Source organism: Enterobacter cloacae complex sp. P17RS, from assembly GCF_014895885.1.
Lineage (GTDB): Bacteria > Pseudomonadota > Gammaproteobacteria > Enterobacterales > Enterobacteriaceae > Enterobacter > Enterobacter bugandensis.
In genome coordinates, this window is sequence record NZ_JADBQK010000005.1 from 76,424 (window position 1) to 100,473 (window position 24,050).

At 57.3% G+C, this 24,050-nt stretch carries 22 protein-coding genes; 4 read left to right on the forward strand and 18 right to left on the reverse strand.

Annotated elements, in window-relative coordinates:
- Positions 1-66: 66 nt before the first annotated feature.
- The 4 genes from nusB to nrdR all read right to left on the reverse strand — a co-directional run bounded on the left by nusB (position 67) and on the right by nrdR (position 2,623).
- Positions 67-486, reverse strand: coding sequence for a transcription antitermination factor NusB (gene nusB, locus IM265_RS05045; protein WP_006809908.1), 420 nt, complete (start codon positions 484-486; stop codon positions 67-69).
- Positions 487-507: 21 nt separating this feature from the next.
- Positions 508-978 carry a 6,7-dimethyl-8-ribityllumazine synthase gene (gene ribE, locus IM265_RS05050; RefSeq protein WP_006176874.1) on the reverse strand — a complete coding sequence of 157 codons (471 nt, stop codon included), beginning with the start codon at positions 976-978 and terminating at the stop codon, positions 508-510.
- 87 nt (positions 979-1,065) lie between these two features.
- Positions 1,066-2,169: a bifunctional diaminohydroxyphosphoribosylaminopyrimidine deaminase/5-amino-6-(5-phosphoribosylamino)uracil reductase RibD gene (gene ribD / locus IM265_RS05055; protein ID WP_193031419.1), complete on the reverse strand. Its 1,104-nt coding sequence runs from the start codon at positions 2,167-2,169 to the stop codon at positions 1,066-1,068.
- A gap of 4 nt (positions 2,170-2,173) precedes the next feature.
- Positions 2,174-2,623: a transcriptional regulator NrdR gene (gene nrdR / locus IM265_RS05060; RefSeq protein WP_008503337.1), complete on the reverse strand. Its 450-nt coding sequence runs from the start codon at positions 2,621-2,623 to the stop codon at positions 2,174-2,176.
- A 152-nt stretch (positions 2,624-2,775) separates the two neighbouring features.
- Here nrdR and IM265_RS05065 point away from each other — a divergent pair, with 152 nt between their 5' ends.
- Both IM265_RS05065 and IM265_RS05070 read left to right on the forward strand, forming a co-directional pair.
- Complete coding sequence (locus IM265_RS05065; protein WP_028012147.1) at positions 2,776-3,315, forward strand: DUF3251 domain-containing protein; 540 nt, start codon at positions 2,776-2,778, stop codon at positions 3,313-3,315.
- Between the two features lie 270 nt (positions 3,316-3,585).
- A complete protein-coding gene (locus tag IM265_RS05070; protein WP_028012146.1) occupies positions 3,586-4,470 on the forward strand; it encodes a nucleoside-specific channel-forming protein Tsx in 885 nt (294 codons plus the stop codon).
- A gap of 118 nt (positions 4,471-4,588) precedes the next feature.
- Here the strand turns inward: IM265_RS05070 and IM265_RS05075 are convergent, their stop codons facing one another.
- From IM265_RS05075 to queA, 7 genes are all read right to left on the reverse strand, one after another.
- Complete coding sequence (locus tag IM265_RS05075; protein WP_028012145.1) at positions 4,589-5,269, reverse strand: YafY family protein; 681 nt, start codon at positions 5,267-5,269, stop codon at positions 4,589-4,591.
- A 14-nt stretch (positions 5,270-5,283) separates the two neighbouring features.
- On the reverse strand, positions 5,284-5,649 hold the full coding sequence (locus tag IM265_RS05080; protein ID WP_193031420.1) for a VOC family protein: 366 nt from the start codon (positions 5,647-5,649) through the stop codon (positions 5,284-5,286).
- Between the two features lie 142 nt (positions 5,650-5,791).
- Positions 5,792-6,763: a protein translocase subunit SecF gene (gene secF, locus IM265_RS05085; protein ID WP_193031421.1), complete on the reverse strand. Its 972-nt coding sequence runs from the start codon at positions 6,761-6,763 to the stop codon at positions 5,792-5,794.
- A 10-nt stretch (positions 6,764-6,773) separates the two neighbouring features.
- Positions 6,774-8,621, reverse strand: a complete 1,848-nt coding sequence (gene secD / locus IM265_RS05090) for a protein translocase subunit SecD (RefSeq protein WP_072031998.1) — start codon at positions 8,619-8,621, stop codon at positions 6,774-6,776.
- Positions 8,622-8,648: 27 nt separating this feature from the next.
- Positions 8,649-8,981 (reverse strand): preprotein translocase subunit YajC, encoded by a 333-nt coding sequence (yajC, locus tag IM265_RS05095; RefSeq protein ID WP_000007630.1) that lies wholly within the window; start codon positions 8,979-8,981, stop codon positions 8,649-8,651.
- Between the two features lie 22 nt (positions 8,982-9,003).
- On the reverse strand, positions 9,004-10,131 hold the full coding sequence (gene tgt / locus IM265_RS05100; protein WP_045259930.1) for a tRNA guanosine(34) transglycosylase Tgt: 1,128 nt from the start codon (positions 10,129-10,131) through the stop codon (positions 9,004-9,006).
- Between the two features lie 53 nt (positions 10,132-10,184).
- On the reverse strand, positions 10,185-11,255 hold the full coding sequence (queA, locus tag IM265_RS05105; protein WP_028012140.1) for a tRNA preQ1(34) S-adenosylmethionine ribosyltransferase-isomerase QueA: 1,071 nt from the start codon (positions 11,253-11,255) through the stop codon (positions 10,185-10,187).
- Positions 11,256-11,347: 92 nt separating this feature from the next.
- On the opposite strand from queA, the gene acpH reads away from it, so the two are divergent.
- Both acpH and IM265_RS05115 read left to right on the forward strand, forming a co-directional pair.
- Complete coding sequence (acpH, locus tag IM265_RS05110) at positions 11,348-11,929, forward strand: ACP phosphodiesterase (RefSeq protein ID WP_193031422.1); 582 nt, start codon at positions 11,348-11,350, stop codon at positions 11,927-11,929.
- 127 nt (positions 11,930-12,056) lie between these two features.
- Positions 12,057-12,659, forward strand: a complete 603-nt coding sequence (locus tag IM265_RS05115; protein WP_008503347.1) for a peroxiredoxin — start codon at positions 12,057-12,059, stop codon at positions 12,657-12,659.
- A gap of 43 nt (positions 12,660-12,702) precedes the next feature.
- On the opposite strand, the gene IM265_RS05120 is transcribed toward IM265_RS05115, so the two are convergent.
- The 7 genes from IM265_RS05120 to phoB all read right to left on the reverse strand — a co-directional run bounded on the left by IM265_RS05120 (position 12,703) and on the right by phoB (position 23,943).
- On the reverse strand, positions 12,703-14,088 hold the full coding sequence (locus tag IM265_RS05120) for a DUF3999 domain-containing protein (protein WP_193031424.1): 1,386 nt from the start codon (positions 14,086-14,088) through the stop codon (positions 12,703-12,705).
- Positions 14,085-16,706: a DUF2339 domain-containing protein gene (locus IM265_RS05125; protein ID WP_193031426.1), complete on the reverse strand. Its 2,622-nt coding sequence runs from the start codon at positions 16,704-16,706 to the stop codon at positions 14,085-14,087. Before IM265_RS05125 ends, IM265_RS05120 begins: the two co-directional genes overlap by 4 nt.
- Positions 16,707-16,791: 85 nt before the next feature.
- Positions 16,792-18,609: a maltodextrin glucosidase gene (malZ, locus tag IM265_RS05130; RefSeq protein WP_193031428.1), complete on the reverse strand. Its 1,818-nt coding sequence runs from the start codon at positions 18,607-18,609 to the stop codon at positions 16,792-16,794.
- Positions 18,610-18,750: 141 nt separating this feature from the next.
- Positions 18,751-20,124 carry a proline-specific permease ProY gene (gene proY / locus IM265_RS05135; RefSeq protein ID WP_028012135.1) on the reverse strand — a complete coding sequence of 458 codons (1,374 nt, stop codon included), beginning with the start codon at positions 20,122-20,124 and terminating at the stop codon, positions 18,751-18,753.
- Between the two features lie 82 nt (positions 20,125-20,206).
- Entirely contained in the window at positions 20,207-21,526 is a 1,320-nt protein-coding gene (gene brnQ / locus IM265_RS05140) for a branched-chain amino acid transporter carrier protein BrnQ (RefSeq protein WP_028012134.1), read from the reverse strand.
- 410 nt (positions 21,527-21,936) lie between these two features.
- Positions 21,937-23,232: a phosphate regulon sensor histidine kinase PhoR gene (phoR, locus tag IM265_RS05145; RefSeq protein WP_047363942.1), complete on the reverse strand. Its 1,296-nt coding sequence runs from the start codon at positions 23,230-23,232 to the stop codon at positions 21,937-21,939.
- Positions 23,233-23,253: 21 nt separating this feature from the next.
- The gene (gene phoB / locus IM265_RS05150) at positions 23,254-23,943 is read right to left on the reverse strand and encodes a phosphate response regulator transcription factor PhoB (protein WP_008503265.1); all 690 of its coding nucleotides are present in this window, start codon (positions 23,941-23,943) and stop codon (positions 23,254-23,256) included.
- Positions 23,944-24,050: the final 107 nt, after the last annotated feature.

The following is a 24,050-nucleotide window of genomic DNA, read 5'->3' on the forward strand; positions in this document are numbered from 1 at the left end:
CAGCAAATAAAAGAAAAAACCGGAGCCGCACTGCCCGTCAGGCAATGCAGAACTCCGGTTTGCGGATCACTTTTTGTGGGGACGGATCGCAGGTGCGGCTTTATCAAGTACGCCGTTAACGAACTTGTGGCTGTCTTCAGCGCCGAAGGTTTTCGCCAGTTCGATCGCTTCGTTGATGGCCACTTTGTACGGCACATCATCACGTTTAGACAGCTCAAACAGCGCGATACGCAACACTGCTTTTTCCACCTGGCCCAGCTCTTCGAGCAGACGGGACAGGTATGGCTTCATCAGGCCATCGAGATACGCGCTATTAGTCGCCACTCCCGACAGCAGTTCACGGAAGTACAGAACGTCAACGTCTTTCACGTCCTGTTCTGACAGGAACTGGTATTCAACATCAGCGATGTCGTTCTGGGACAACTGCCAGGAGTAAAGTGCCTGGACGGCACATTCACGGGCGCGGCGACGAGCAGCAGGTTTCACGGAATTCCCCTTACAAAAAAATCAGGCCTTAATGGCTTTCAATACATTGATCATTTCAAGCGCGGTCAGTGCAGCTTCTGCACCTTTGTTACCGGCTTTGGTGCCAGCACGTTCGATGGCTTGTTCAATACTTTCGGTGGTCAGCACGCCGAACGCGACAGGAATTTCAGCATCCTGCGCAACGTGTGCCAGACCGTTGCTTGCACCGCCCGCAACGTATTCGAAGTGCGCAGTGCCGCCACGAATAACGGTACCCAGCGCAATCACCGCGTCGTATTTACCGGTTTTCGCCAGCGCGCCCGCCGCCAGTGGCAGTTCATAAGCGCCTGGAACCCAAACAACGGTAATGTTGTCATCTTTAACCTGGCCGATACGTTTCAGGGCGTCAATCGCACCTTCCAGCAGGCTATCGTTGATGAAGTTGTTGAAACGCGCAATGGTGATGGCGACGCGAGCGTCCGGGGTAGCTACAGCAGCTTCAATAATGTTCATACTCTTCCTTTACGGGTTCATTTGGCCCCGCAGGGGGGCGGATTTTATCATAATACTTTGCGCACTGCTTCCCTATTTCGGGAGCAATTACGCTGTCGTTAAATGGAGGCAGACATCCGGACCCACCGGACGAATCTCGCTGAATGTGAGTTGCGGTGCGTCGGCCAGTTTTTCAAGGCCAGGCAGCACAAACAGGCCGCGCGCATCATGACCTAACAGTTTAGGCGCAACGTAGACGAGCAGTTCATCCACCAGCCCCGCCTGGAGCAGCGCGCCGGCGAGCGTCGGACCGGCTTCGACCCAGATACTGTTCACCTGCTGCTTGCCGAGCAACATCATCAGCACCACGAGATCCAGATGTCCGTTATGCTCCGGCACCATAATGCTGCGCACGCCTTCCGGCCATTCGCGCGTATCTTCTTTGGTGCGCGCAATCCAGGTTTCACCCGGCTGCTGCACGATGCGGTGCGCCGGGGTCACGCGGTTCTGGCTATCAATAATAATACGCAGCGGCTGGCGCAGGTTCTCCTGCGGATAAAGCGCCTGGGTATCGGCATTCAGCTCATCCCAGCGCACGGTCATGGCCGGATCGTCAGCCAGAACGGTTTCACTGCTGGTGAGGATAGCATGGCTTTGCGCGCGCAGACGTTGCACATCGCGCCTTGCCTGCGGCGAGGTGATCCACTGGCTTTCACCGTTCGCCATTGCCGTACGGCCGTCCAGCGAGGCGCCCAGCTTAAGCTGGATATACGGAAAACCGGTGCGCATGCGCTTCAGGAAGCCTTTGTTGATGGCTTCCGCATCTTTCATCATCAGGCCGTGGCTGACGTCGATCCCTTCCTGTTGCAGACGATACAGGCCGCGGCCCGCCACCTGCGGGTTAGGATCCTGCATAGCGGCGACCACGCGCGAAACCCCTGCCGCAATCAGCGCTTCACAGCACGGCGGCGTGCGCCCGTGGTGGCTGCATGGCTCCAGCGTCACGTAGGCCGTCGCACCTCGCGCTTTCTCCCCAGCCATACGCAGGGCATGCACTTCAGCATGCGGCTCGCCTGCGCGATAGTGAAACCCTTCCCCCACGATCTCGCCATCTTTCACGATAACGCACCCGACGTTGGGGTTAGGATGGGTGGTAAAACGACCGCGCTGCGCCAGCTTCATGGCTCGCGCCATGTACTTCTCATCCTGCATGGGCTTAATCCTGTAAGCGGGCGATCTCTTCGCCAAACTCTTTGATATCTTCGAAACTGCGGTAGACAGAGGCGAAGCGGATATAGGCGACCTTATCGAGCTTTTTCAGCTGCTCCATCACCAGGTTGCCGATCATTTTGCTCGGCACTTCACGCTCGCCCAGGCCACGCAGGTAAGATTTAATGTGGTTTAACGCCATTTCGACATCATCCGCGCTGACGGGCCGTTTTTCGAGGGCCTTCAGCATTCCGCTGCGCAGTTTCTCTTCGTTAAACGGCTCGCGCACGTCGTTACTTTTTACCACGCGCGGCATTACCAGCTCTGCAACCTCAAAGGTCGTGAAACGCTCGTTGCACACCAGACACTGCCGACGACGGCGCACAGAAGACCCTTCGCCCACAAGGCGAGAGTCGATGACTTTGGTATCCACAGCGGAGCAGAATGGGCAATGCATACGGTATCCCTGTTATCTGGTTAACTGATTTTCATTTTACCCTGATCTGGCCCGACAACAAAGGAGGAGCTTTTTTGAGATAAAGGATCTATGTCCGGCGGTACGTTGCTGGCTACCATTATGGGGATCCGTCATTTCAAGGAATAAACGCTATGACAAGACGTTACCTGAAAATTTTACTGGTGGGGAGCCTCTTCACCCTTAGTGCCTGTGCACAGCAAACCGAAGTCCGCCAGATGAAACAAAGCGTGAATACGCTCAACACGGCGATGGACAAACTGAACAAAGAAACGGTGAAGATCACCCAGCAAAACGCGCTGAACGCTAAATCCACCAGCGGGGTATATCTGCTGCCAGGAGCGAATACGCCTGCCCTGCTTAATAGCCAGATTGGCACGCTGAAGATGTCTCTGGTGAATGTGGCGGCGAATGCCGATGGTACGCGCGCAACATTACGTATTCACGGTGAGTCCAACGATCCGCTGCCCGCCTTCAGCGGCACCGTAGAGTGGGGCCAGATCCAGGGCACCACGGAGAGCTACCAGGAGGTGAACGTGAAGAACCAGCTGTTCACCGCTCCGGCCAGCGTGTTAGCGCCCAGCGATGTGGATATTCCACTTCAGCTAAGCGGACTTACGCCTGAGCAGTTAGGCTTTATCCGCATTCACGACATCCAACCTGCCGCGCAGTAATCCCTTCCTTTTGAGCGGAGTGAAATGTCACTCCGCTAACATTTACATTTCGTATGGATTGGCAACAGAAATGATTGCCGCTACAATCCCGGCCGTTTAAAGTACGCAAACGTGAACGCAATCGATTACGCGTGTGAGAGATATGTGAAACAACACATATTTTTGTGAGCAGGGATTCCTATAATAGGCACCGCAGAAACACGAAATATTTAGAAACGCAATTCGCGCATTTTTCACTCCCGGAAGGGAATTTCAATCAGTGGCATGATTATGAAAAAAACATTACTCGCAGCCGGTGCAGTTCTGGCACTGTCCTCCTCTTTCACTGTTAACGCAGCGGAAAACGAGAAACCACAATACCTCTCCGACTGGTGGCACCAGAGCGTTAACGTGGTAGGCAGCTACCACACCCGTTTCGGACCGCAGATCCGCAACGATACCTACCTGGAATATGAAGCGTTCGCCAAGAAAGACTGGTTTGATTTCTACGGCTATATGGATGCGCCTGTGTTCTTCGGTGGTAACACCGATGCGAAAGGTATCTGGAACCACGGTTCCCCACTGTTCATGGAGATTGAACCGCGCTTCTCCATCGACAAACTGACCGGTACCAGCCTGGCGTTTGGTCCGTTCAAAGAGTGGTACTTCGCGAACAACTACATCTACGACATGGGCCGCAATAAGTCCGGTCGTCAGAGCACCTGGTATATGGGTCTGGGTACTGACATTGACACCGGCCTGCCGATGAGCCTGTCCCTGAACGTGTATGCAAAATACCAGTGGCAGAACTACGGCGCAGCGAATGAAAACGAGTGGGACGGCTACCGTTTCAAAGTGAAATACTTCGTGCCAATTACCCAGCTGTGGGGCGGTAATCTGAGCTACATTGGTTTCACTAACTTTGACTGGGGCTCAGACCTGGGCGACGACGATTTCCGTGACCTGAACGGCAAGAAAGCGCGTACCAACGATTCCATCGCCTCCAGCCACATCCTGGCGCTGAACTACGATCACTGGCACTACTCTGTTGTTGCGCGTTACTGGCACAACGGTGGCCAGTGGAACGACGACGCGAGCCTGAACTTCGGTAACGGCGACTTTAGCGTCCGCTCTACCGGCTGGGGTGGTTACCTGGTCGTGGGTTACAACTTCTAATCCGTGCGGGATTGTGCGGGCTGGTGCCCTCACCCCTTCCCTCTCCCACGGGAGAGGGCGCAAACACAAAAAACGGCAACATCGTTGCCGTTTTGTTTTTACCTCGCCACCCGGCTTTTTACTGCTTCACCTTGCGCAAAAAATCCGCCAAAGACCTGTCCGCACTCTCACTGAACCGCCTCTCCGTCATTACAACATTGAGACACCGGTCGAGCCGGAAACAGCGGTAGTCATCGCGCCGTTCACACCATGCCGCCAGCAGCCAGCGCTCCCCCCAGAAGAACAACCCCAGCGGCTGTACCTCACGTTTTGAGAGCAGCCCGGCTTCATCACGATAATGCAGCGCTAATACGCGCTGAGCAGAAATCGCCTGGTGAATCATGTCAAAATCGCTGCGGGAGTGGCTTTGCATGCAAAAATCCGGGGCGTAGATACGCGTTTGCTCCGCCTTTCTGCGGCTCTCCTCGGGCAGAATAGCCAGCACCTTCTCCTGGGCCGACTCCAGCTCGCGCGACAGCGATTCACCTCCCCAGGTTTTGAGCAGGCGAATCGCGACCATCAGCGCTTCGGATTCCTTATTTGTCAGCATCAGCGGCGGCAGGTCAAAACCCGACATCAGCCGATATCCGCTTCCCGCCTCGCCTTCCACCGGCACGCCGGAAAGCGACAGGTCGCGGATATCGCGGTAGACCGTGCGCTCGGACACGCCAAGCCGGTCCGCCAGATGCGCTGCCGTTGTCAGACGCCTGCCCCGCAGGATCTGCACAATCTGAAACAAACGGTCAGCGCGTCGGGTCATAACGTCATTCGCTCTCAGACAGGTTGATGAAGGCCGACGCGGTTACCCTCGCTGTCGGTAAACAGTGCGATAGTGCCGATACCATGCGGCAGTTCCAGCGGGCCAAACACGCACTCGCCGCCCGCAGAGGCAATGCGATCGAGCGTGGCCGCCAGATTGTCAGTATGCAGGTAAATAATAGCGCCCTGCAAAGAGGGCGTAACGCCGTCAAATTTTGCCAGCGCTCCTCCGGTGGCGGGATCCTCATGCGGGAAAACCGCCAGCTCGGCAATGTCCATTTTCTCGCGACGCAGCGCGAGCTGCATCGCCGGCTCATAAAATTTAATGGCACGATCCATATCCGAAACCGGAATTTCAAACCAGTTAATTACGCTTTTCATACATCCTCCTGCCTGTTGTTTGGGTTCAGAAGGAGTCTACGGCAGGGCTCCTGACAGCATACTGTCAGGAGTGTTTGTCAGGAGCAGATAAAAAAAATCCCGGTCAACAGACCGGGATTTCGATAACGCGCTAAACGTCGCCTTACGGCAGAATGGACGGCTGATCCGCCCCTTCTTTCTCGACCTTCTGCTGGAGCAGGTGCTCGCGCTTCATGCCAAGTTTCAGTGCCAGAGCGGACGCCACGTAAATAGACGACGCCGTACCGATGGAGACACCGATCAGCATGGTCAGCGAGAAGCCTTCCAGCACCGGGCCACCGAAGAGGAACAGCATCAGGATCACCATCAGGGTAGTACCAGAGGTGATCAAGGTACGATGCAGCGTCTGGGTCAACGACACGTTAAAGATTTCGTACGGCGTGCCGCGACGGATCTTACGGAAGTTTTCACGGATACGGTCAGATACCACGATACTGTCGTTCAGTGAGTAACCGATTACGGACATCAGGGATGCCACGATGGTCAGGTCAATCTCAATGTGGAACAGAGACAGTATGCCCATGGTGATCACCACGTCGTGCGCCAGGGCGATAACCACACCGGCCGCCAGTCGCCACTCGAAGCGGAAACCGACGTACACCAGGATGGAGATCAGCGCCACCAGCAGCGCCATGGCGCCGGTTTGCGCCAGGTCCGCACCCACGCTCGGGCCGACGAACTCAATACGCTTGACCGCCGCGCTCTGGCTGGTGGTCTCGTTAATGACCTGTACGACCTTGCTACCCAGCTCCTGGCTGCCGTTGGCATCGTGCACCGGCGGCATACGTACCATGATGTCGCGGCTGCTGCCGAAGTTCTGCAGCAGCGGCTCTTCAAAGCCCGCTTTCTGCAGCGATTCGCGCATCTGGTCCATATCGACCGGTTTTTCCAGGGAGATCTCGATGACCGTACCACCGGTGAAATCCAGCCCCCAGTTAAAGCCCTTCACGCCCATAACGATGATGGACAGAATCAGCAGTAAACCTGAAATGCCGAAAGCCCAGTAGTCCCAGCGCATAAAGTCCCAGACTTTACGGCCATGATTCAATTGTTCAACAGTATATTCCTGTGCCACAACGCACTCCTCAGATAGACAGCTTTTTGACGCGCTTGCCGCCGTACAGCAGGTTCACGATGGCACGGGTGCCGACAATAGCGGTAAACATTGACGTTGCGACACCGATACCGGTGGTAATCGCAAAGCCTTTGATCGCGCCAGTACCCACTGCATACAGGATAAGAACCTTAATCAGTGTTGTTACGTTCGCATCGAAGATAGAGCTGAACGCGCCTTTATAACCTTCGTCAATCGCCTGCTGGACAGAGCGACCGTTGCTCAACTCTTCTTTGATACGTTCGTTAATCAGTACGTTGGCGTCGACCGCCACCGCAAGGGTCAGAACGATACCCGCAATCCCCGGCATGGTCAGCGTCGCCCCCGGCAGCAGGGACATAATGCCGATGATCAGCACCAGGTTTGCAATCAGCGCGGAGGTCGCAATCAGACCGAACTTCTTATAGAAGAAGATCATGAAGAGGATAGAGACCGCCAGACCGGCCAGACACGCTTCCAGACCCTGCTGGATGTTTTGCATACCCAGAGTTGGACCAATGGTACGTTCTTCAACAATCTGAATTGGCGCAATCAGCGCACCGGCACGCAGCAGCAGCGAGAGCTGACGCGCTTCGTTCGGGTTACTAATACCGGTAATACGGAAGCTGTTACCCAGACGAGACTGGATGTTGGCGATGTTAATCACCTCTTCCTCTTTCACCAGCACCGCACGACCATTTGCATCTTTCTTACCGCTGTCTTTGTACTCCACGAACAGGGTCGCCATCGGTTTGCCGATGTTGTCCTTGGTGAAGTTAGACATGATGTTACCACCCGCGCTATCCAGCGAGATGTTAACCTGCGGCTGGTTGTACTCATCCTGGCTTGAAGTGGAGTCGGTGATGTGGTCACCGGTCAGGATCACGCGCTTGTACAGCACAACCGGCTGACCTTCACGGGTCTGTTTCACTTCGGAGTCACCCGGAATACGGCCAGACGCCGCGGCAGACTGATCGACATTGGAGTTCACCAGACGGAATTCCAGCGTCGCGGTCGCACCGAGGATCTCTTTCGCACGCGCGGTATCCTGGATACCCGGCAGTTCAACCACGATACGGTCAGCACCCTGACGCTGTACCAGCGGCTCAGCCACGCCCAGCTGGTTTACACGGTTACGCAGAATGTTGATGTTCTGCTGAACGGCATATTCACGCGCTTCTTTCAGACGCGCATCGGTCATCACCGCACGCAGCTGGTTGCTGCCCTGAGAGGTGATCACCAGGTCACGGTGACGTTGGGTCAGGTAATCTACAGCCTGATCGCGCGCCGCGCTGTCGCGGAACGTGATGCTCATGCCGTAGTTATCTTCTTTACGCACGGTAGTGTATGGGATGCCTTTGTCGCGCAGATCGCTGCGCAGGCTGTCGATATTCTGTTCCTGCAGCTTGCCGAGCGCGGTATCCATATCCACTTCCATCAGGAAGTGAACGCCGCCACGCAGGTCAAGACCCAGCTTCATTGGCTCTGCGTTCAGCGCAGCCAGCCAGCGAGGGGTTGCAGGAGCAAGGTTAAGCGCCACGACATATTTGTCACCCAGCACGCCCATCAGCGCTTCGCGAGCGCGGAGCTGCGTGTCGGTGGTGTCGAAGCGAGCAAGAATTGCACCCTCTTCCAGAGCCACAGACTTAGCGGTAATTTTTTCTTCTTGTAACGTTTTCTGGACCTGGATCAGCGTTTGCTCACTGGCGGCGACACCGCGCGCGCCAGTGATTTGAACGGCCGGATCCTCACCATACAGGTTGGGAAGCGCGTACAGCAGGCCGACGATAATCACGACGACCAGCATGATGTACTTCCACAAAGGATAACGGTTTAACACGGCAGTTCCCTTTGGGAAAAGTTGGGATTACAGCGCCTTCATGGTGCCTTTCGGCAGAACGGCAGCTACGAAGTCACGTTTGATAACCACTTCAGTGGTGTCGTTCAGGGCGATAGCAATGTAGCCGCTTTCAGCCACTTTGGTTACGCGGCCGACCAGACCACCGTTGGTCAGCACTTCATCGCCTTTCGCGATGGAGTCCATCAGCTTTTTGTGCTCTTTGGTACGCTTCTGCTGTGGGCGCAGGATCATGAAGTAGAAGATCAGACCGAACACAACCAGCATCAGGATCAGAGACATCGGGCTGCCCTGCGCCGGAGCACCTGTTGCCGCTACCGCATCAGAAATAAAAAAGCTCATTCAAATTCCCTCATTATTAATATTAATCAACGTTCAACGGTGGAACATCCCGCCCCTGACGTTGGTAAAAATCGGTCACGAAGCTCTCTAATTTACCCTCTTCGATAGCCTTGCGTAAACCAGACATTAAGCGCTGATAGTAGCGAAGATTATGAATCGTATTGAGACGCGCGCCCAAAATCTCATTACAACGATCGAGATGATGCAGATACGCGCGAGAATAATTGCGACAGGTATAGCAATCGCACTCGGAATCGAGCGGGCTGGTGTCACTCTTATGCTTCGCGTTACGGATTTTCACCACGCCATCGGTAACGAACAGATGACCGTTACGCGCGTTGCGGGTTGGCATCACGCAGTCGAACATATCAATGCCGCGACGTACGCCTTCCACCAGATCTTCGGGTTTACCCACACCCATCAGGTATCGTGGTTTATCCGCCGGGATTTGCGGGCAGACGTGCTCCAGAATGCGGTGCATGTCTTCCTTCGGCTCACCCACAGCCAAACCGCCGACAGCGTAGCCATCAAAACCTATCTCTACCAGACCTTTAACAGAGATATCGCGTAAATCTTCGTAAACGCTGCCCTGAATGATGCCGAACAGCGCATTTTTGTTCTGCAGGGAGTCAAAACGGTCGCGGCTGCGCTTCGCCCAGCGCAGAGACATCTCCATAGAGCGTTTCGCGTAGTCCCAGTCTGCCGGGTACGGCGTACATTCGTCGAAGATCATCACGATGTCGGAGCCGAGATCGTACTGAATCTCCATCGACTTTTCGGGATCGAGGAAAATCGGATCGCCGTTGATCGGGTTACGGAAGTGTACGCCCTGCTCGGTGATCTTGCGGATATCGCCCAGGCTGAAGACCTGGAAGCCGCCGGAGTCGGTCAGGATCGGGCCTTTCCACTGCATAAAATCGTGCAGATCGCCGTGGAGCTTCATGATCTCCTGACCTGGACGCAGCCACAGGTGGAAGGTATTGCCGAGGATAATCTGTGCGCCCGTGGCTTCAACTTCTTCCGGCGTCATCCCTTTTACGGTGCCGTACGTGCCCACAGGCATAAACGCGGGGGTTTCCACCACGCCGCGATCAAACACCAGGCGACCGCGACGCGCGCGGCCATCGGTGGTATCGAGTTCAAATTTCATTTTTTCTCCGACGTCAGAAAAACAGTCCAACGTTGTCATACGGTGCCGCGGACTTATTCCCCGACACGCTCATTCAAAGCCAGCGGATTGTACGTGATAAACATCGCGTCCCCGTAGCTAAAAAAGCGATATTTTTGTTCTACCGCAGACTTGTACGCATTCATCGTATGCTGATAACCCGCAAACGCAGAGACCAGCATAATCAGCGTCGATTCAGGCAGATGGAAGTTGGTCACCAGCGCGTCAATCACTTTGTACTGATAGCCCGGGTAGATGAAGATCTGCGTATCGCCAAAGAACGGCTCGATAAGACCGTTTTTAGCTGCCTGCGCAGCGCTCTCCAGTGAACGCACGGACGTCGTACCGACGGCCACGACGCGGCTACCGCGCGCTTTCGCCGCCAGCACCGCGTCCACCACATCCTGCGGCACTTCGGCATACTCGGAGTGCATGATGTGGTCTTCAATGCTGTCCACCCGTACCGGCTGGAAGGTGCCCGCGCCGACGTGCAGCGTCACAAACGCCATCTCAACGCCCTTCGCGCGCAGCTTTTCCAGCAGCGGTTCATCAAAGTGCAGACCTGCGGTTGGCGCCGCGACCGCGCCAGGCTTCTGGCTGTAGACGGTCTGGTACAGCTCGCGATCGGCCTCTTCGTCCGGGCGCTCAATGTACGGCGGCAGCGGCATATGGCCGATGGCGTTCAGGATGTCGAGCACCGTGCGCTCGTCGTCGAACGCCACCTCGAACAGCGCGTCGTGGCGCGCGGTCATGGTCGCCTTGATGCTTTCGTCATCACCCAGCAGCAGCTCCGCGCCCGGCTTCGGCGCTTTGGAAGCGCGAATATGTGCCAGAATACGTTTATCATCGAGCATACGTTCGACCAGCACTTCAATCTTGCCGCCGCTGGCCTTACGGCCAAACAGGCGCGCCGGGATCACGCGGGTATTGTTAAAGACCAGCAGATCGCCAGGGTTGAGCTTGTCGAGCAAATCGGTGAAAGTACCGTGCGTCAGCTCGCCCGTTGGCCCATCCAGTGACAGTAAGCGACAGCTGCTGCGCTCAGGCATGGGATAGTGAGCAATCAGGGATTCAGGTAGTTCAAAGGAGAAATCGGCGACGCGCATGACGTATACTCGTGACTTAAAAACAGGCGGCATAGTCTAGTGCTCACACCCTTTTGCTGCAACAACTAGCCGCCACTGGACAAATAAAACGCATGAATTTTCTCGCTCACCTGCATCTCGCTCACCTCGCTGACAGCTCCCTTTCCGGCAATTTGCTGGCCGATTTCGTGCGCGGCAACCCCGCTGAAGCGTATTCTCCCGAGGTTGTCGACGGGATTTTTTTGCACCGCCGCATTGATGTCATCACTGATAATCTGCCCGAGGTGACGGAAGCGAAAGCGTGGTTTCGCCCTGAAACGCGCCGCGTTGCGCCGATCACGCTCGACGTGATGTGGGACCACTTCCTGTCTCGCCACTGGGAACAGCTCTCGCCGGAGATGCCGTTGCCGGCGTTTGTGCGCTACGCCCACCAGCAGGTGTCGATCATTTTGCCCGACTCGCCGCCGCGCTTTGTGAATCTGAATAACTACCTGTGGTCGGAACGCTGGCTGGAGCGCTATCGCGAGATGGACTTTATCCAGAATGTCTTGAATGGCATGGCGAGCCGTCGCCCGCGGCTGGATGCGCTGCGGGACTCCTGGTACGACCTGGATGAGCATTACGATGCGCTGGAGAGCCAATTCTGGCAGTTTTATCCGCGCATGATGGCGCAGGCGAAAAACAAGCAGCTCTGACAGCACGATCATTGATAGGTAAAAGCTGGCGGAACGATTGTCACCACCTCTTTGTCTTATCCACGAACACTCTCTATACTGGCTCGCGTTGCGTTCCAAATAACCTTAGTATCTACAGGAGAATCATATGGTTCTGGTAACTCGTCCGGCTCCGGATTTTACAGCTGCAGCAGTTCTGGGCAACGGTGAAATCGTTGAAAACTTCAACTTCAAACAGCACACCAATGGTAAAGCGACCGTTCTGTTCTTCTGGCCAATGGACTTCACTTTCGTTTGCCCGTCTGAGCTGATCGCGTTCGACAAACGTTATGAAGAATTCCAGAAGCGTGGCGTGGAAGTGGTTGGCGTCTCCTTCGACTCTGAATTTGTACACAACGCATGGCGTAACACCCCTGTCGACAAAGGCGGCATCGGTGCGGTGAAATACGCAATGGTTGCGGACATCAAACGCGAAATCCAGCAGGCTTACGGTATCGAACATCCGGACGCTGGCGTTGCGCTGCGCGGTTCCTTCCTGATCGACGCAAACGGCATCGTTCGTCACCAGGTTGTGAACGATCTGCCGCTGGGCCGTAACATCGACGAAATGCTGCGCATGGTTGACGCGCTGCAGTTCCACGAAGAGCACGGCGAAGTGTGCCCGGCTCAGTGGGAAAAAGGTAAAGAAGGTATGGCTGCGTCCCCAGACGGCGTTGCTAAATACCTGTCTGAGAACGTATCCAGCCTGTAATCGGCACGGTTTACGAAGAAGGCCCGCTTATGCGGGCCTTTTTTTATGCCTTACGCTGCGTCTCTCGCCAGATGCGCCAGGCCATTCCCGCCAGCAGAATTACGCCCGCAATTAGCACGCCCCACACCAGCAGCGCGTTCATCCGGCTCTCCCGCTCGGACGCAGAAGTAGCGGTCAGACGCCCCTCGCCGCCTAACGCGACATCATCCAGAATGTCGGCCTGCGGCAGGTGCTCCATATCATAGGTTTTGCGCAGGTCGGCGGGGATCAGCATGTCAGGCTCCACGCTGGCAGGCTTTGCAGCGCCATTACCCCAGGCAAGCACGTATGGCGCTTTTCCCTGCGCGTTGAACACCAGATCATAGCGGTCACGATGCCCGGTGACGCCCGGCAGGTATTCCGGCAGGCGCGCATTCAGCGTCGTGATTTTCACCGCCTGCACCAGGCCTCCGCTAAGCGAAACCGGTGGAGACGTTTTGCCCTCCAGACGGTAAAGCACCTCTTTTTTCAGGGGGTGCCATGTGTCTTTTTCCGTACTCCGCCACGCTATCTCCACGGGAAGGACGCCGTCGCCATTCAGTAAAATGCTGATAGCACTCAGCGGCTGCGGCTGCGCCCAGTGCCACTGCGCTTCGCTTGTCGATAGCTGCTCCCCTACCCCCTCAAGAGCGATCGCGTCCGGCGTCGCCCGCGCAGGAGCGCTAATCGCGTTAACGCCGGTTAAGGTCACCCCCTGGCTCTGAGCATTCAGCACGACCAGGAGATAGCGATTCGTATCGGGAGACAAAACGATATCGGTATCGATCCGATCGAGCTTAAGACGATCCTGCCCGCTCATCACGTCCAGCAGCGGCATATCCTCGCGCAGGGTATACCAGCGCTTAAGATCCTCGCTGTAGTAGACCGACGCCGTTCCCTGCCACGGCGCCTGCGGGGTATTCCAGAGCAGCTGCAGCTGGGACAGGGCAATCTCACCCGTAGACTGCTCCGGCAGGGTCAGCAGATAATGCTGCCCGGCTGCGGCGGCTTTTTGCCCCTCCAGCACAATCTCTACGCCGTTTCCGGAACGGAGCAGGATCTTATCGCTGCCCTCATCCCCACGCGCAGGCGAAAGCGGTGAGGCGTCCAGAGGAAAGAGGCGCAGCGCCGTGGATTGCGCTGCCACCTGCGGACGCGTCGCGGTGACCAGGCTGAAAGGAACCGGCTCGCCCGACTGGTTAAAGACGCGAACGTCATGCAGATCCGGCGACGTGCTCTGCGTATAGACAGCGAGCGGCAGCGTCACCCGATACCACTGGGAAGGAGCAGACGTATCTAGCGAGCGGCCAAAGGCATAGTCCCGGGGCGATTCCGTTTGTACCTCGTCGCAGAACGCCGGGCCTGCAAGCGCCAGCAGAGCGGTACAAGCTACCGCTTTCATCCATTTCATTTTTCATCTCCTGTTTTGGGCGGTAACGGCGAGAAATACCCCACGATCAGCACCAGTATTGCCACGCCGATAAACGCCACCGCACGCGACAGACCGCCTCCACCCGCGCTGTCCACCAGCATCAGTTTAACCATCACCACGCCCAGCAGCGCGGCACCGCCAAGCCACTCCTGACGGGAAGCCCTACGGGTGGCGTGGACCATGATCACCAGCGCGCTCAGCATCCAGAACAGGGCAAACGAGGTCTGGATCAGCCGCGAATCCCACAGCGACGCCATATTCCAGGCCACGTCGCCGTACCAGGCCAGGGCGCGCATCAGCGCACCGTTAAGCCACCAGAAGCCAAACGCCATAATCGCGACGGCAGGCCACGGACGGGCCAGCGAGAGCTGCGTCGGGTAGTAGCGATCCACCGCCCGGTAAAAGACCACCAGCCCCAGCAGCGCGAACGCCGCGCCTTCTTCAAGCGGGTTCACCAGCGGCAGCCAGGTCTGACGATAAACTACGCCGTCCTGGAAATTGGTCACCACCAGCAATACCAGCAGCGCCGCGAGCACGGGGATCGGTGCTATGCACGCGTAGAGAGCGGGCCACTCCCGGAACGGCCACCCGCGACGGCGCACCGCAGCAGAGAGCGCCATAATCACCCCGCCGCCTGCGGCCATCGCCAGCCCGCTGCCCCAGGCCGCCATGCCCCACGGCAGCGACCGGGCAAACCAGTAAAGCTCCGCCGCCAGCGCCAGTAATATCATCCAGAACAGCGCCAGATGCAGCCCCATAGAGATGCGCGGCGCTAAACGGGCGCCGTCGCGCCGCAGCAGCATCAGCGCGGCGGGAAGCGCAATACCCCAGGCCAGATTTGACCAGCCGGCGGCAAACATCTGCTGGTGCGAGAGCTGATAGCCCACCATCACCAGCATCAGCGGCCACAGCAGCCATTTGCTGGCATCCAGCTCCCGCCATGCCAGACGAACGGCAGCCTGCCGCCAGCCCCAGACCGACGCCGCCGTCAGCGCCAGCACGCCCGCCAGAACAGGCAGTTCCTGCTTCAACACCAGCCACGACGCGCCAAATAGCGCCACGAGCCAGAACAGCAGCCCGCCTGCCAGCAGCGCCCGGCTAACCGGCAGAAAGAGGTTCCGCCACAGCCAGGCCGCAGCCAGCCAGCAAAGGCTGAGGATGGCGAAGATAAGCAGCAGGCTCAGCGGCGTAACGCCGTTCATCTGCGCCCACAGCGCGCTGCCGAGCGCCAGCCCCAGCAGCGCCGTCCCGCTATAGCTCATGCGCCGCTGGTGCTGCTGTACGCCCAGCCAGAGGATGCCCAACCCCTCCAGCGCCCAGGCCATCGCCGTCCACCGCGCGGAGAGCGCGAGCGGAATCGCAAGCGTGGCAAACCCGCCGCCGATCGCCAGCGCCGCCATCACCAGCGGTCGCCCGATGGACGGATAGCGGCGCAGCGCAAGGAAAGCGAGGGCCAGATAAAATGCGCCGTATCCCAAAGCGCTCAGGGCCGGACCATATTCCCAGTGCCGGGTCATACCGTACTGCATCCCAAAGCCTATCAGCGGCGGGGCAAACAGCAGCACGCCGTCAATAATCTGCTTTCCTTTCTCCTGCGCCCGCAGCGACAGCGCCACGCTCAGCACGCCGAATATCAGCGTATTGGCAATCAGGAACAGCTGGCAGATCCAATAGTCTTCAGGCTGGTACTCACTCAGCCCCCACAGGCCGCCCACGCCAAAGGTAAAGAGCAGCCCGAGCAGGTTAAGCTCGCGCCAGTGCTGCCAGATGCTGATGGCGAGAATGCCGATGGAAAGCAGGAGATAGAAGGAAAACAGCGCCACAAAGCTGCCGCCCCCGGTAGATAGTAGTAGCGGCGCAAGATACCCGCCGAGGCTCGCCAGCATGGCAAGGCTCAGCGCTTTCTGCAGCACGGCCAGCCCAACGCTCGCGGCGCAAATCACCACCAGTAGCGCAAAGGCCAGCGTCATCGGCAGCATCTGCCAGAGCCGGAAGGCGCCAAAGACCGTCAGGTAGAGAATGCCCGTCGCCCCGCCCTGTAAGATAAGCGCGTAGATCGGCTGCTTGTGCCGCAGCCGCCACCCAACCGCCAGCAGCACGATGGCAAACAGCGCCGTCGCCACCAGGCGCAGCTCAAGCGGGAACAGGGAGTGTTCAACGGTATAGCGCAGCAGGAAAGAGAGGCCGAGGAAGAGCAGCAGAATGCCAAGCTTCGCCAGGGGATTACCCTGCATAAACCAGCGCGTCAGCGACGTCACAATGCCGCCAAAGGCAGAAGGCTGCTTAGCCGCAGGCGCAGGGGCCGGAGCGGGTTTTGCCTCGGCTGTAGGAATGTCGGGACGCCAGGGATCGACAGGCGCGGGCGCGTCCTCAGCCACAGGCGCGGTCACGACAGCCGGAGTGACCGCTTGCACCTGTTCTGTCTCCGGCGCTACCTGAGCTGCGCCGCGCTGCTCAAGCACCTCAATGCGCTGGCGTAGCCGGGCGATCTCCTGCTGCGCCGCCGTGCTTCGATTAAACCCGATAACCGCAAGCACGGGGGCAACCAGCAGCGCAAAAACCAGGAATAAACAGCCAAGGATGTAAAGCTCGTCCATGTTTCCACCTTCACCGTAAACGATCCGTTAAGATTGACACAAATCGTTGCATTTGCGCCATCTTAAAAGGGGAAACTTTAGCGCATTAGCTGCCGAGCCAGACCGTCGCGGATACCGCAGGCAGCGCCAGCACGCCATCCTGTATCGTCGCCTTACCCTCTTTGTTCGTCCACGTCGCCACCTTAAGCAGCGGCGAATCATCCAGCACCACTTCGCAGGCCTCGCCCCGGTTAATCGCCACCAGCACGCGCTGCTGATTATAGACGCGGACAAAGACCACCACATTATCGTGGGCGTACGCCACCTGACAGCCGCCGTAGCGCAGGGCGAGACTCTGTTTGCGCAGCTTCGCCAGCCGCTGATACAGGCTGAACAGCACCTTATCCTGTTTCTCTGCCTCCCACGGGAAGGTTTTGCGGCAGAACGGATCGTTGTTGCCGTCCAGCCCCACTTCGTCTCCGTAGTAAATGCACGGTACGCCCGGCCAGGTGAAGAGCCAGGTGACCGCCAGCGGCAGACGCGCCACATCCTTGCCGAGCAGGGATTTAAAGCGCGCGGTGTCGTGGCTATCGAGCTGGTTAAACATCCGCAGCTGCTGCTGATGCGACAGGCCAGCGCGATAGTTATCCATCCACGCGGCGCAGGTTTCAGCGTCGATATGGTTCGGATCGTAGGAGATATCGGTGTTAGCCAGGAATCCCCACAGCGGGAAGGTAAAACCGCGATAGTTCATCGCCGCATCTTCGGCATCGTTTTGCAGCCACTGGCGCGCGTCGCCAAAGTGTTCGCCAAAGACAAACGCCTCCGGCTGAGCCGCTTTCGCCGAACGCGCGATCCCGGCCACGTGCTGAAGGTTATTTCGCGCCCCGCCCGCTTCACCGAGCATATGCACCACGTCCAGACGCCAGCCGTCCATATTCCACGGCGCCTTCAGCCAGTGACGCACGATGCTGTCTTCCCCGCCGTAAATCTCGTTCACCAGTGACGGGGACTGGAAGTCCAGCTTCGGCAGGCTCGGGTAGCCCAGCCAGTCCAGCGCGCGCCCCTCCTCGTTAAAGCTGTACCAGTCGCGCTGCGGGGAGTCCGGATTATGGCACGCCCCGCCCATCGACTGGTTATGACGGTCAAACCACGCGTGCGAATCGCCGCTGTGGTTGAAGACACCGTCCAGGATCAGGCGCATGCCTTCTTTTTGGGTGTTCTTACGCAGGCGCAGCAGCGCCTCGTCGCCGCCAAACTGCGCGTCAACGTGGCGATAATCTTCGGTATCGTATTTGTGTACGCTCGGGGCTTTAAACACCGGGTTAAGATACAGCGCCGTCACGCCGAGTTTTTTCAGGTACGGCAGCTTTTCGCTGATGCCGTCGAGATCGCCGCCGTAGAACGTCGAGCCGCCCGCCTGCGCCGTCACCGGTTCATCCCATTTTTTCAGGATGATGTCGTGACCCGCGGCATGATGGTAATAGACCTTGTCCTGGCCGGCGGTGCGTTTTTCGCTGCGCGCAAAGCGGTCCGGGAAAATCTGATAAAAGACCTGATCGTTAACCCACTGCGGGCCGTTATCCGGGTAATCGACGGCGAACTGCTCCAGCCGGGCCGGTGGGAAACGGCTAAACCCCTGCGGGGTAAACCACAGCTGGCGGTTGTTCCATAAAAGCTTAAAGCTATAGCGACGGCGCGGCTGCCCGCTGCGCAAATCGATATTCGCCCGCCACGCCGTAATCCCCGGCTGCGGCTGGCTGCGCAGCTTGTGCATTTTCAGCCCGGTCTCTTCGTTATCAATTTCGGCGCGGAGCGTCACGCGTTCCGGCTGATTTTCCCCCGCCAGCCAGAGCGTAATCACAAGGTTGTCTTTGTTTTGCTTAACAAATGGGGCAACCGGAAGGTGCCAGGCATTTAACATCACGAATCCCCTCTGATGAAATTGACGTCACCTTGCCACAGGGTGGTTAAGGATAGCTCACCATGACGAAATTTATTGGGGGAGGAGGACGGGGGAGGAGGCAAAAATCCCCTCTCCCGGGAGGGAGGGGGGATAAAAATATTACTGTGCTTCTGCCAATTGACGGTCACGGCGGCACTTAAACACCCAGCCGATCAGCAGCAGAACGATCCACGCACAGCCCACGTACAGGGAAATGCGGGTATCCGGATGGTAGCCAATCAGGCCAATGATAAACACCAGGAAGATCAGCCCGACCACGGTCGTCGCCACCCCGCCCGGCACCTTAAACTTCAGCGCTTTCGCCTCATCCGGCGACAGACGGCGGCGGAAGGCAATCTGCGACAGCAGGATCATGATCCACACCCACACGGTCGCGAAGGTCGCCAGGGACGCAATCACCAGGAAGACGTTCTCCGGCATGATGTAGTTCAGGTAAACCGAGAACAGCAGCGCTACGGTCATCACCACCACCGTCACCCACGGCGTGCCGCGGCGTGAAGTTTTGGCGAACACCTTCGGCGCGCTGCCCTGCTCCGCCATGCCGTGCAGCATGCGGCCCACGCCAAAGACGTCACTGTTGATGGCCGAAAGCGACGCGGTCAGCACCACAAAGTTCAGAATGCTGGCAGCAAAGGCAATGCCCATATGCTGGAAGGTCAGGACAAACGGGCTACCGTTAGTGCCCACCTGGTTCCACGGGTAGATGGACATAATCACGAACAGCGTACCCACGTAGAACACCAGAATACGCATCGGCACCGAGTTGATGGCGCGCGGAATAGATTTCTCCGGATCTTTCGCTTCCCCGGCGGTGATGCCGATAATCTCGATGCCGCCGTAGGCGAACATTACCATCTGTAGCGACATCACCATCCCGAGCCAGCCGTTGCTAAAGAAGCCGCCGTTGCTCCAGAGGTTATGGATGCCGGTCGGCTGGCCGCCGTTGCCAATCCCCCAGATGATGATCCCGAAACCCGCCACAATCATGATGATGATGGTCGCGACTTTGAAGAAGGAGAACCAGAACTCCAGCTCGCCGAACACCTTCACGCTCATCAGATTGACGGCGCAAATGAGCAACACCACGCTCAGCACCCAGATCCAGTGCGGCACCGCCGGGAACCAGACGCCCATGTAGATGCCGAATGCGGTTACGTCGGCAATCGCCACAATCAAAATTTCGAAGCAGTAGGTCCAGCCGGTGATAAACCCGGCCAGCGGGCCGAGGTTTTCCTGCGCGTAGCGGGAGAAGGAGCTGGCAGACGGGTTGTGAACCGACATTTCGCCGAGGGCGCGCATGATGATATACGCCGCCACGCCGCCGATGATGTACGCCAGCAGCACGCTTGGACCGGCCATTTTGATGGCATCTGCCGAGCCATAAAAAAGACCGGTGCCGATAGCAGAGCCCAGCGCCATAAAGCGGATGTGGCGCGTGCTCAATCCACGTTTAAGTTTGTTAGTGCTTTCCATTTTAAATCTTGCCATTCAACACGAAAAAAACAAAAAACCACGGGGCCTTAAGCCCCGTGGTTAAACAGTTTGTTGCCGTTGATTAATGAGCGTTCGATGTGACCTGACGCCCTGCAGCACGGTCCCAGATAACCGCCAGAACCAGTGCAACAACGGTAGGCATCAGCCAGGCCAGGCCCTGCTCGGACAGCGGCAGACGCTGTGTCCAGGCTGGCAGAATTTCAGCGAACGCTGATGCTTTAATCCCGTCAAGGATACCAAAAATCAGGCTGATAAACATGGCTGGCGCAATAATTCGTGAGGAGTTATGCCACCACGGACGGGTGAAGCTCAGCACCACCAGCACGATGCACGGCGGATAGATCGCCGTCAGCACCGGGATAGAGACCTGAATCAGGTGGCTCAGACCGAGGTTAGACACCGCCATGGAGAAGATACCGAGAATAAACACCAGGGTACGGTAAGAGAGCGGCAGATACTGCGCAAAGAACTCTGCGCAGGCGCAGGTCAGGCCAACCGCGGTTACCAGACACGCCAGGAAGATCAGCGCCGCCAGCAGCATGCTGCCCGCCCCACCGAAGGTGTGCTGAACGTAAGCGTGCAGGATAGCCGCACCGTTCGCGTTCTGATCAACCAGCATCGCGCTGTCAGAGCCCAGGCGGAACAGCGCCAGATACAGCAGCGTCAGGCCCACACCGGCCATCAGGCCAGCCCAGATGGTATAACGGGTCAGCAAACGCGCTTCGGTCACGCCGCGGGAACGCGCGGCGTTAACGATAACGATACCAAACACCATCGCGCCCAGCGTATCCATCGTCAGGTAGCCGTTCACAAAGCCGTTAGAGAACGCGGCGTTTTTATAGGCATCCATCGCGTCGCTTATCGGGCCGGCTGGCCAGATGATGGCCGCCACGGCCAGCACGATCAGCGCTACAATTTTCAGCGGCGCCAGGAAGTTACCTACCGTGTCCAGCAGCTTGCCCGGATAGAGGGAAACCAGAATCACGATGGCGAAATAAATCAGGCTGTAGATGAACAGCGGCATCGCGCCGTCGCCGGTCAGCGGGGCGATGCCCACTTCGAAGGAAACAGTCGCGGTACGCGGGGTGGCAAACAGCGGACCAACGGCCAGATAGCAGACGGTAGCCAGCAGAACGCCAGCCACTTTGCCAATCGGGGTGCTAAGGCTATCCACGCCGCCACCGACTTTCGCCAGTGCGATAACGGTCAGTACCGGCAGGCCCACGGCAGTAATCAGGAAACCAAACGCGGCGGTCCAGACGTGTTCACCCGCCTGTAAGCCAACCATTGGAGGGAAAATGATGTTGCCTGCGCCAACGAACAGCGCAAATGTCATAAAGCCCAGCGCGATAATGTCACGCGATTTTAAGTGATGGGTCATAAAACCTTACTGCCTGTGGATGTGGTGTTGAAAACGTTGAGATTTTTCGATTTCCCTGACGGGACGATACAGCCGAAAATTTGCTCAATTTCAGCGGGAAATGCTCCCGTCCTGGCGTGGAGAAGAATAGTTTTTCGATTTACCACGCAAATACAGTCGGTCTTACAGTATCTGGGGGGCAATTTAAACGCTTATAACGTTTAAAGGCAAGGAGGGATCGCAAAACCAGAACAATATGCCAGTATGAAAACGCACACCAGAACAATGCGCTAATTATAGGAAAAACCCATGGCTAATCATGCGAACAAAAAACAGCCAACCGTATAAAATTCACACGCGTTTCGCTTGACTGCAAAGCAAACGGGCCAGCGATGGCTGACCCGTGGAAAGGTAAAATGACACGCCTGCCGTCAGGCGCTCTTTTTGGCAATTAATCGTTCCGGGATAACGAAACTAAAGCGGGTTCCCTTACCCAGGGTACTCTGGATATCAAGACGGCTTTCATGGTGATTCACCGCGTGTTTCACAATCGCCAGCCCCAGGCCGCTCCCCCCCGTCTGCCGCGATCGCGCTTTATCCACCCGGTAGAAGCGCTCGGTCAGGCGCGGAATATGCTCCGGGGCGATCCCCGGCCCGTTATCCTCCACGCTAAACTCGGCGCCTGCCGGCGTATGCTGCCAGCGCACCACGATATCCGTTCCTTCCGGCGTATGGTTTACCGCGTTGTACACCAGGTTGGAGATGGCGCTACGCAGTTCATCCTCGCTGCCCAGCACCTTCAGCGTGTTGTCGACGTCAAAGGTCAGCTGATGTTTTTTATGGCTTAACGTCTGCGCTTCACGCTCGACGACGCGCAGCATCATTGGCACATCAATGGTGTCATTCAGCGCAAGAGAAGGCGCCGCTTCAATCTTTGACAGCGTCAGCAGCTGCTTCACCAGCCCTTCCATACGGTGCGTTTGCTCGCGCATCGTATGCAGCGCTTTTTCACGCGGCGCGCCTTCCAGGGTTTGCTCCTGCATCATCTCCAGGTAGCCCTGCAGCACGGTCAACGGGGTGCGTAGTTCGTGGCTGACGTTGGCGAAGAAGTTACGACGCGCCCCTTCCAGCTGGTGCATCTGGGTGACGTCGCGCGCCACCATCAGCCACTGGCGATCGCTGTAGGGCATCACGCGGATTTCCAGATGGCGACCGTTATTCAGCTTCAGATTGTGGGGACGGGTGAAATCACGCTTTTTCAGATACAGCGTGAACTCGGGATAACGCAGAAGGTTGAGGATGTTCTGACCATTGTCGTCCGGCCAGCGCAGGCCCAGCAGCTGTTGCGCAAGCCCGTTACACCAGAAAATAGTTCCTTCTTCTGTCGTCAGGATCACCGCATCCGGCAGCGACTCTGCGCCGCTGCGAAAGCGTTTGATCAGGCTTCCCAGCTCGCGGCGACGCTTTTTATTACGCATCTGCATCTGGTGCAGGCCGTACAGCAGCGGCTCCCAGCTGCCGCTTCCCGGCGGCGGGGTCATACTGCGGTCCACCCACAGCCACCAGGAGAGACGCAGCAGGTTCCAGAAATGCCAGGCTAACAGCCCGGTGACCGCCGCCAGCAGAAACCACGGCAGATGCCCAAGTAAGGCCCCCAGAAGAAGGGCCGGAATACAGCATAAGATCAGTTCAAAGACGAGCCTTTTCCATGACAGACGTTCCAGCACGCGTCACACTCCTGTCATTATTCAGAAACGGGTCGAGAAACGATAACCCGTACCGCGGACCGTCTGTACCATGCGATCGTGGCCGCTCAGTTCCAGCGCTTTTCGCAGGCGGCGAATATGTACGTCAACCGTCCGGTCTTCGACATACACGTTAGTTCCCCAGACGTTATTCAGCAACTGCTCGCGGCTGTAAACGCGTTCCGGATGGGTCATAAAGAAGTGCAGGAGTTTAAATTCGGTAGGCCCCATGTCGAGGGGATTTTCGCCGGTCATCACGCGGTGTGACGTTGGGTCAAGGCTGAGGCCCTGCATCTCGATCACCTCTTCGACCGCCATCGGGGAAATACGGCGCATGACGGCCTTAATGCGGGCAACCAGCTCTTTCGGGGAGAAAGGCTTGGTAATGTAATCGTCCGCGCCGGTCTCCAGACCGCGCACGCGATCCTCTTCCTCTCCGCGCGCCGTGAGCATCACCACCGGGATGTCGCGGGTCAGCGCTTCACGCTTCAGATGTTTGATAAACTGCAGTCCGGAGCCGCCGGGCAACATCCAGTCAAGCAGAATCAGATCGGGCCAGGGTTCATTCAGCTGGTTCACCGCGCTGTCATAATCTTCCGCTTCAACCGGCTGGAAGCCATTTTGTTCGAGCACGAAGCACACCATTTCACGAATTGGAGCTTCATCTTCTACGACCAGAATACGTCTCGCCATACTTTGCCCTGTCTTATCTTATTTAAGTTACAAGTTTGTAATGCGGCGCCATTATGCGTCAGATTTATGACAGATTTATGAAAAACAGTACCACTATAAATGGCAAA

Bases quoted from the DNA above. Each gene is read 5' to 3' on its own strand.
- ribE (WP_006176874.1), bottom strand. From the start codon at position 978: ATGAACATTATTGAAGCTGCTGTAGCTACCCCGGACGCTCGCGTCGCC.
- ribD (WP_193031419.1), bottom strand. From the start codon at position 2,169: ATGCAGGATGAGAAGTACATGGCGCGAGCCATGAAGCTGGCGCAGCGC.
- nrdR (WP_008503337.1), bottom strand. From the start codon at position 2,623: ATGCATTGCCCATTCTGCTCCGCTGTGGATACCAAAGTCATCGACTCT.
- IM265_RS05065 (WP_028012147.1), top strand. From the start codon at position 2,776: ATGACAAGACGTTACCTGAAAATTTTACTGGTGGGGAGCCTCTTCACC.
- IM265_RS05070 (WP_028012146.1), top strand. From the start codon at position 3,586: ATGAAAAAAACATTACTCGCAGCCGGTGCAGTTCTGGCACTGTCCTCC.
- IM265_RS05075 (WP_028012145.1), bottom strand. From the start codon at position 5,269: ATGACCCGACGCGCTGACCGTTTGTTTCAGATTGTGCAGATCCTGCGG.
- IM265_RS05080 (WP_193031420.1), bottom strand. From the start codon at position 5,649: ATGAAAAGCGTAATTAACTGGTTTGAAATTCCGGTTTCGGATATGGAT.
- yajC (WP_000007630.1), bottom strand. From the start codon at position 8,981: ATGAGCTTTTTTATTTCTGATGCGGTAGCGGCAACAGGTGCTCCGGCG.
- tgt (WP_045259930.1), bottom strand. From the start codon at position 10,131: ATGAAATTTGAACTCGATACCACCGATGGCCGCGCGCGTCGCGGTCGC.
- queA (WP_028012140.1), bottom strand. From the start codon at position 11,255: ATGCGCGTCGCCGATTTCTCCTTTGAACTACCTGAATCCCTGATTGCT.
- acpH (WP_193031422.1), top strand. From the start codon at position 11,348: ATGAATTTTCTCGCTCACCTGCATCTCGCTCACCTCGCTGACAGCTCC.
- IM265_RS05115 (WP_008503347.1), top strand. From the start codon at position 12,057: ATGGTTCTGGTAACTCGTCCGGCTCCGGATTTTACAGCTGCAGCAGTT.
- IM265_RS05120 (WP_193031424.1), bottom strand. From the start codon at position 14,088: ATGAAATGGATGAAAGCGGTAGCTTGTACCGCTCTGCTGGCGCTTGCA.
- IM265_RS05125 (WP_193031426.1), bottom strand. From the start codon at position 16,706: ATGGACGAGCTTTACATCCTTGGCTGTTTATTCCTGGTTTTTGCGCTG.
- malZ (WP_193031428.1), bottom strand. From the start codon at position 18,609: ATGTTAAATGCCTGGCACCTTCCGGTTGCCCCATTTGTTAAGCAAAAC.
- proY (WP_028012135.1), bottom strand. From the start codon at position 20,124: ATGGAAAGCACTAACAAACTTAAACGTGGATTGAGCACGCGCCACATC.
- brnQ (WP_028012134.1), bottom strand. From the start codon at position 21,526: ATGACCCATCACTTAAAATCGCGTGACATTATCGCGCTGGGCTTTATG.
- phoB (WP_008503265.1), bottom strand. From the start codon at position 23,943: ATGGCGAGACGTATTCTGGTCGTAGAAGATGAAGCTCCAATTCGTGAA.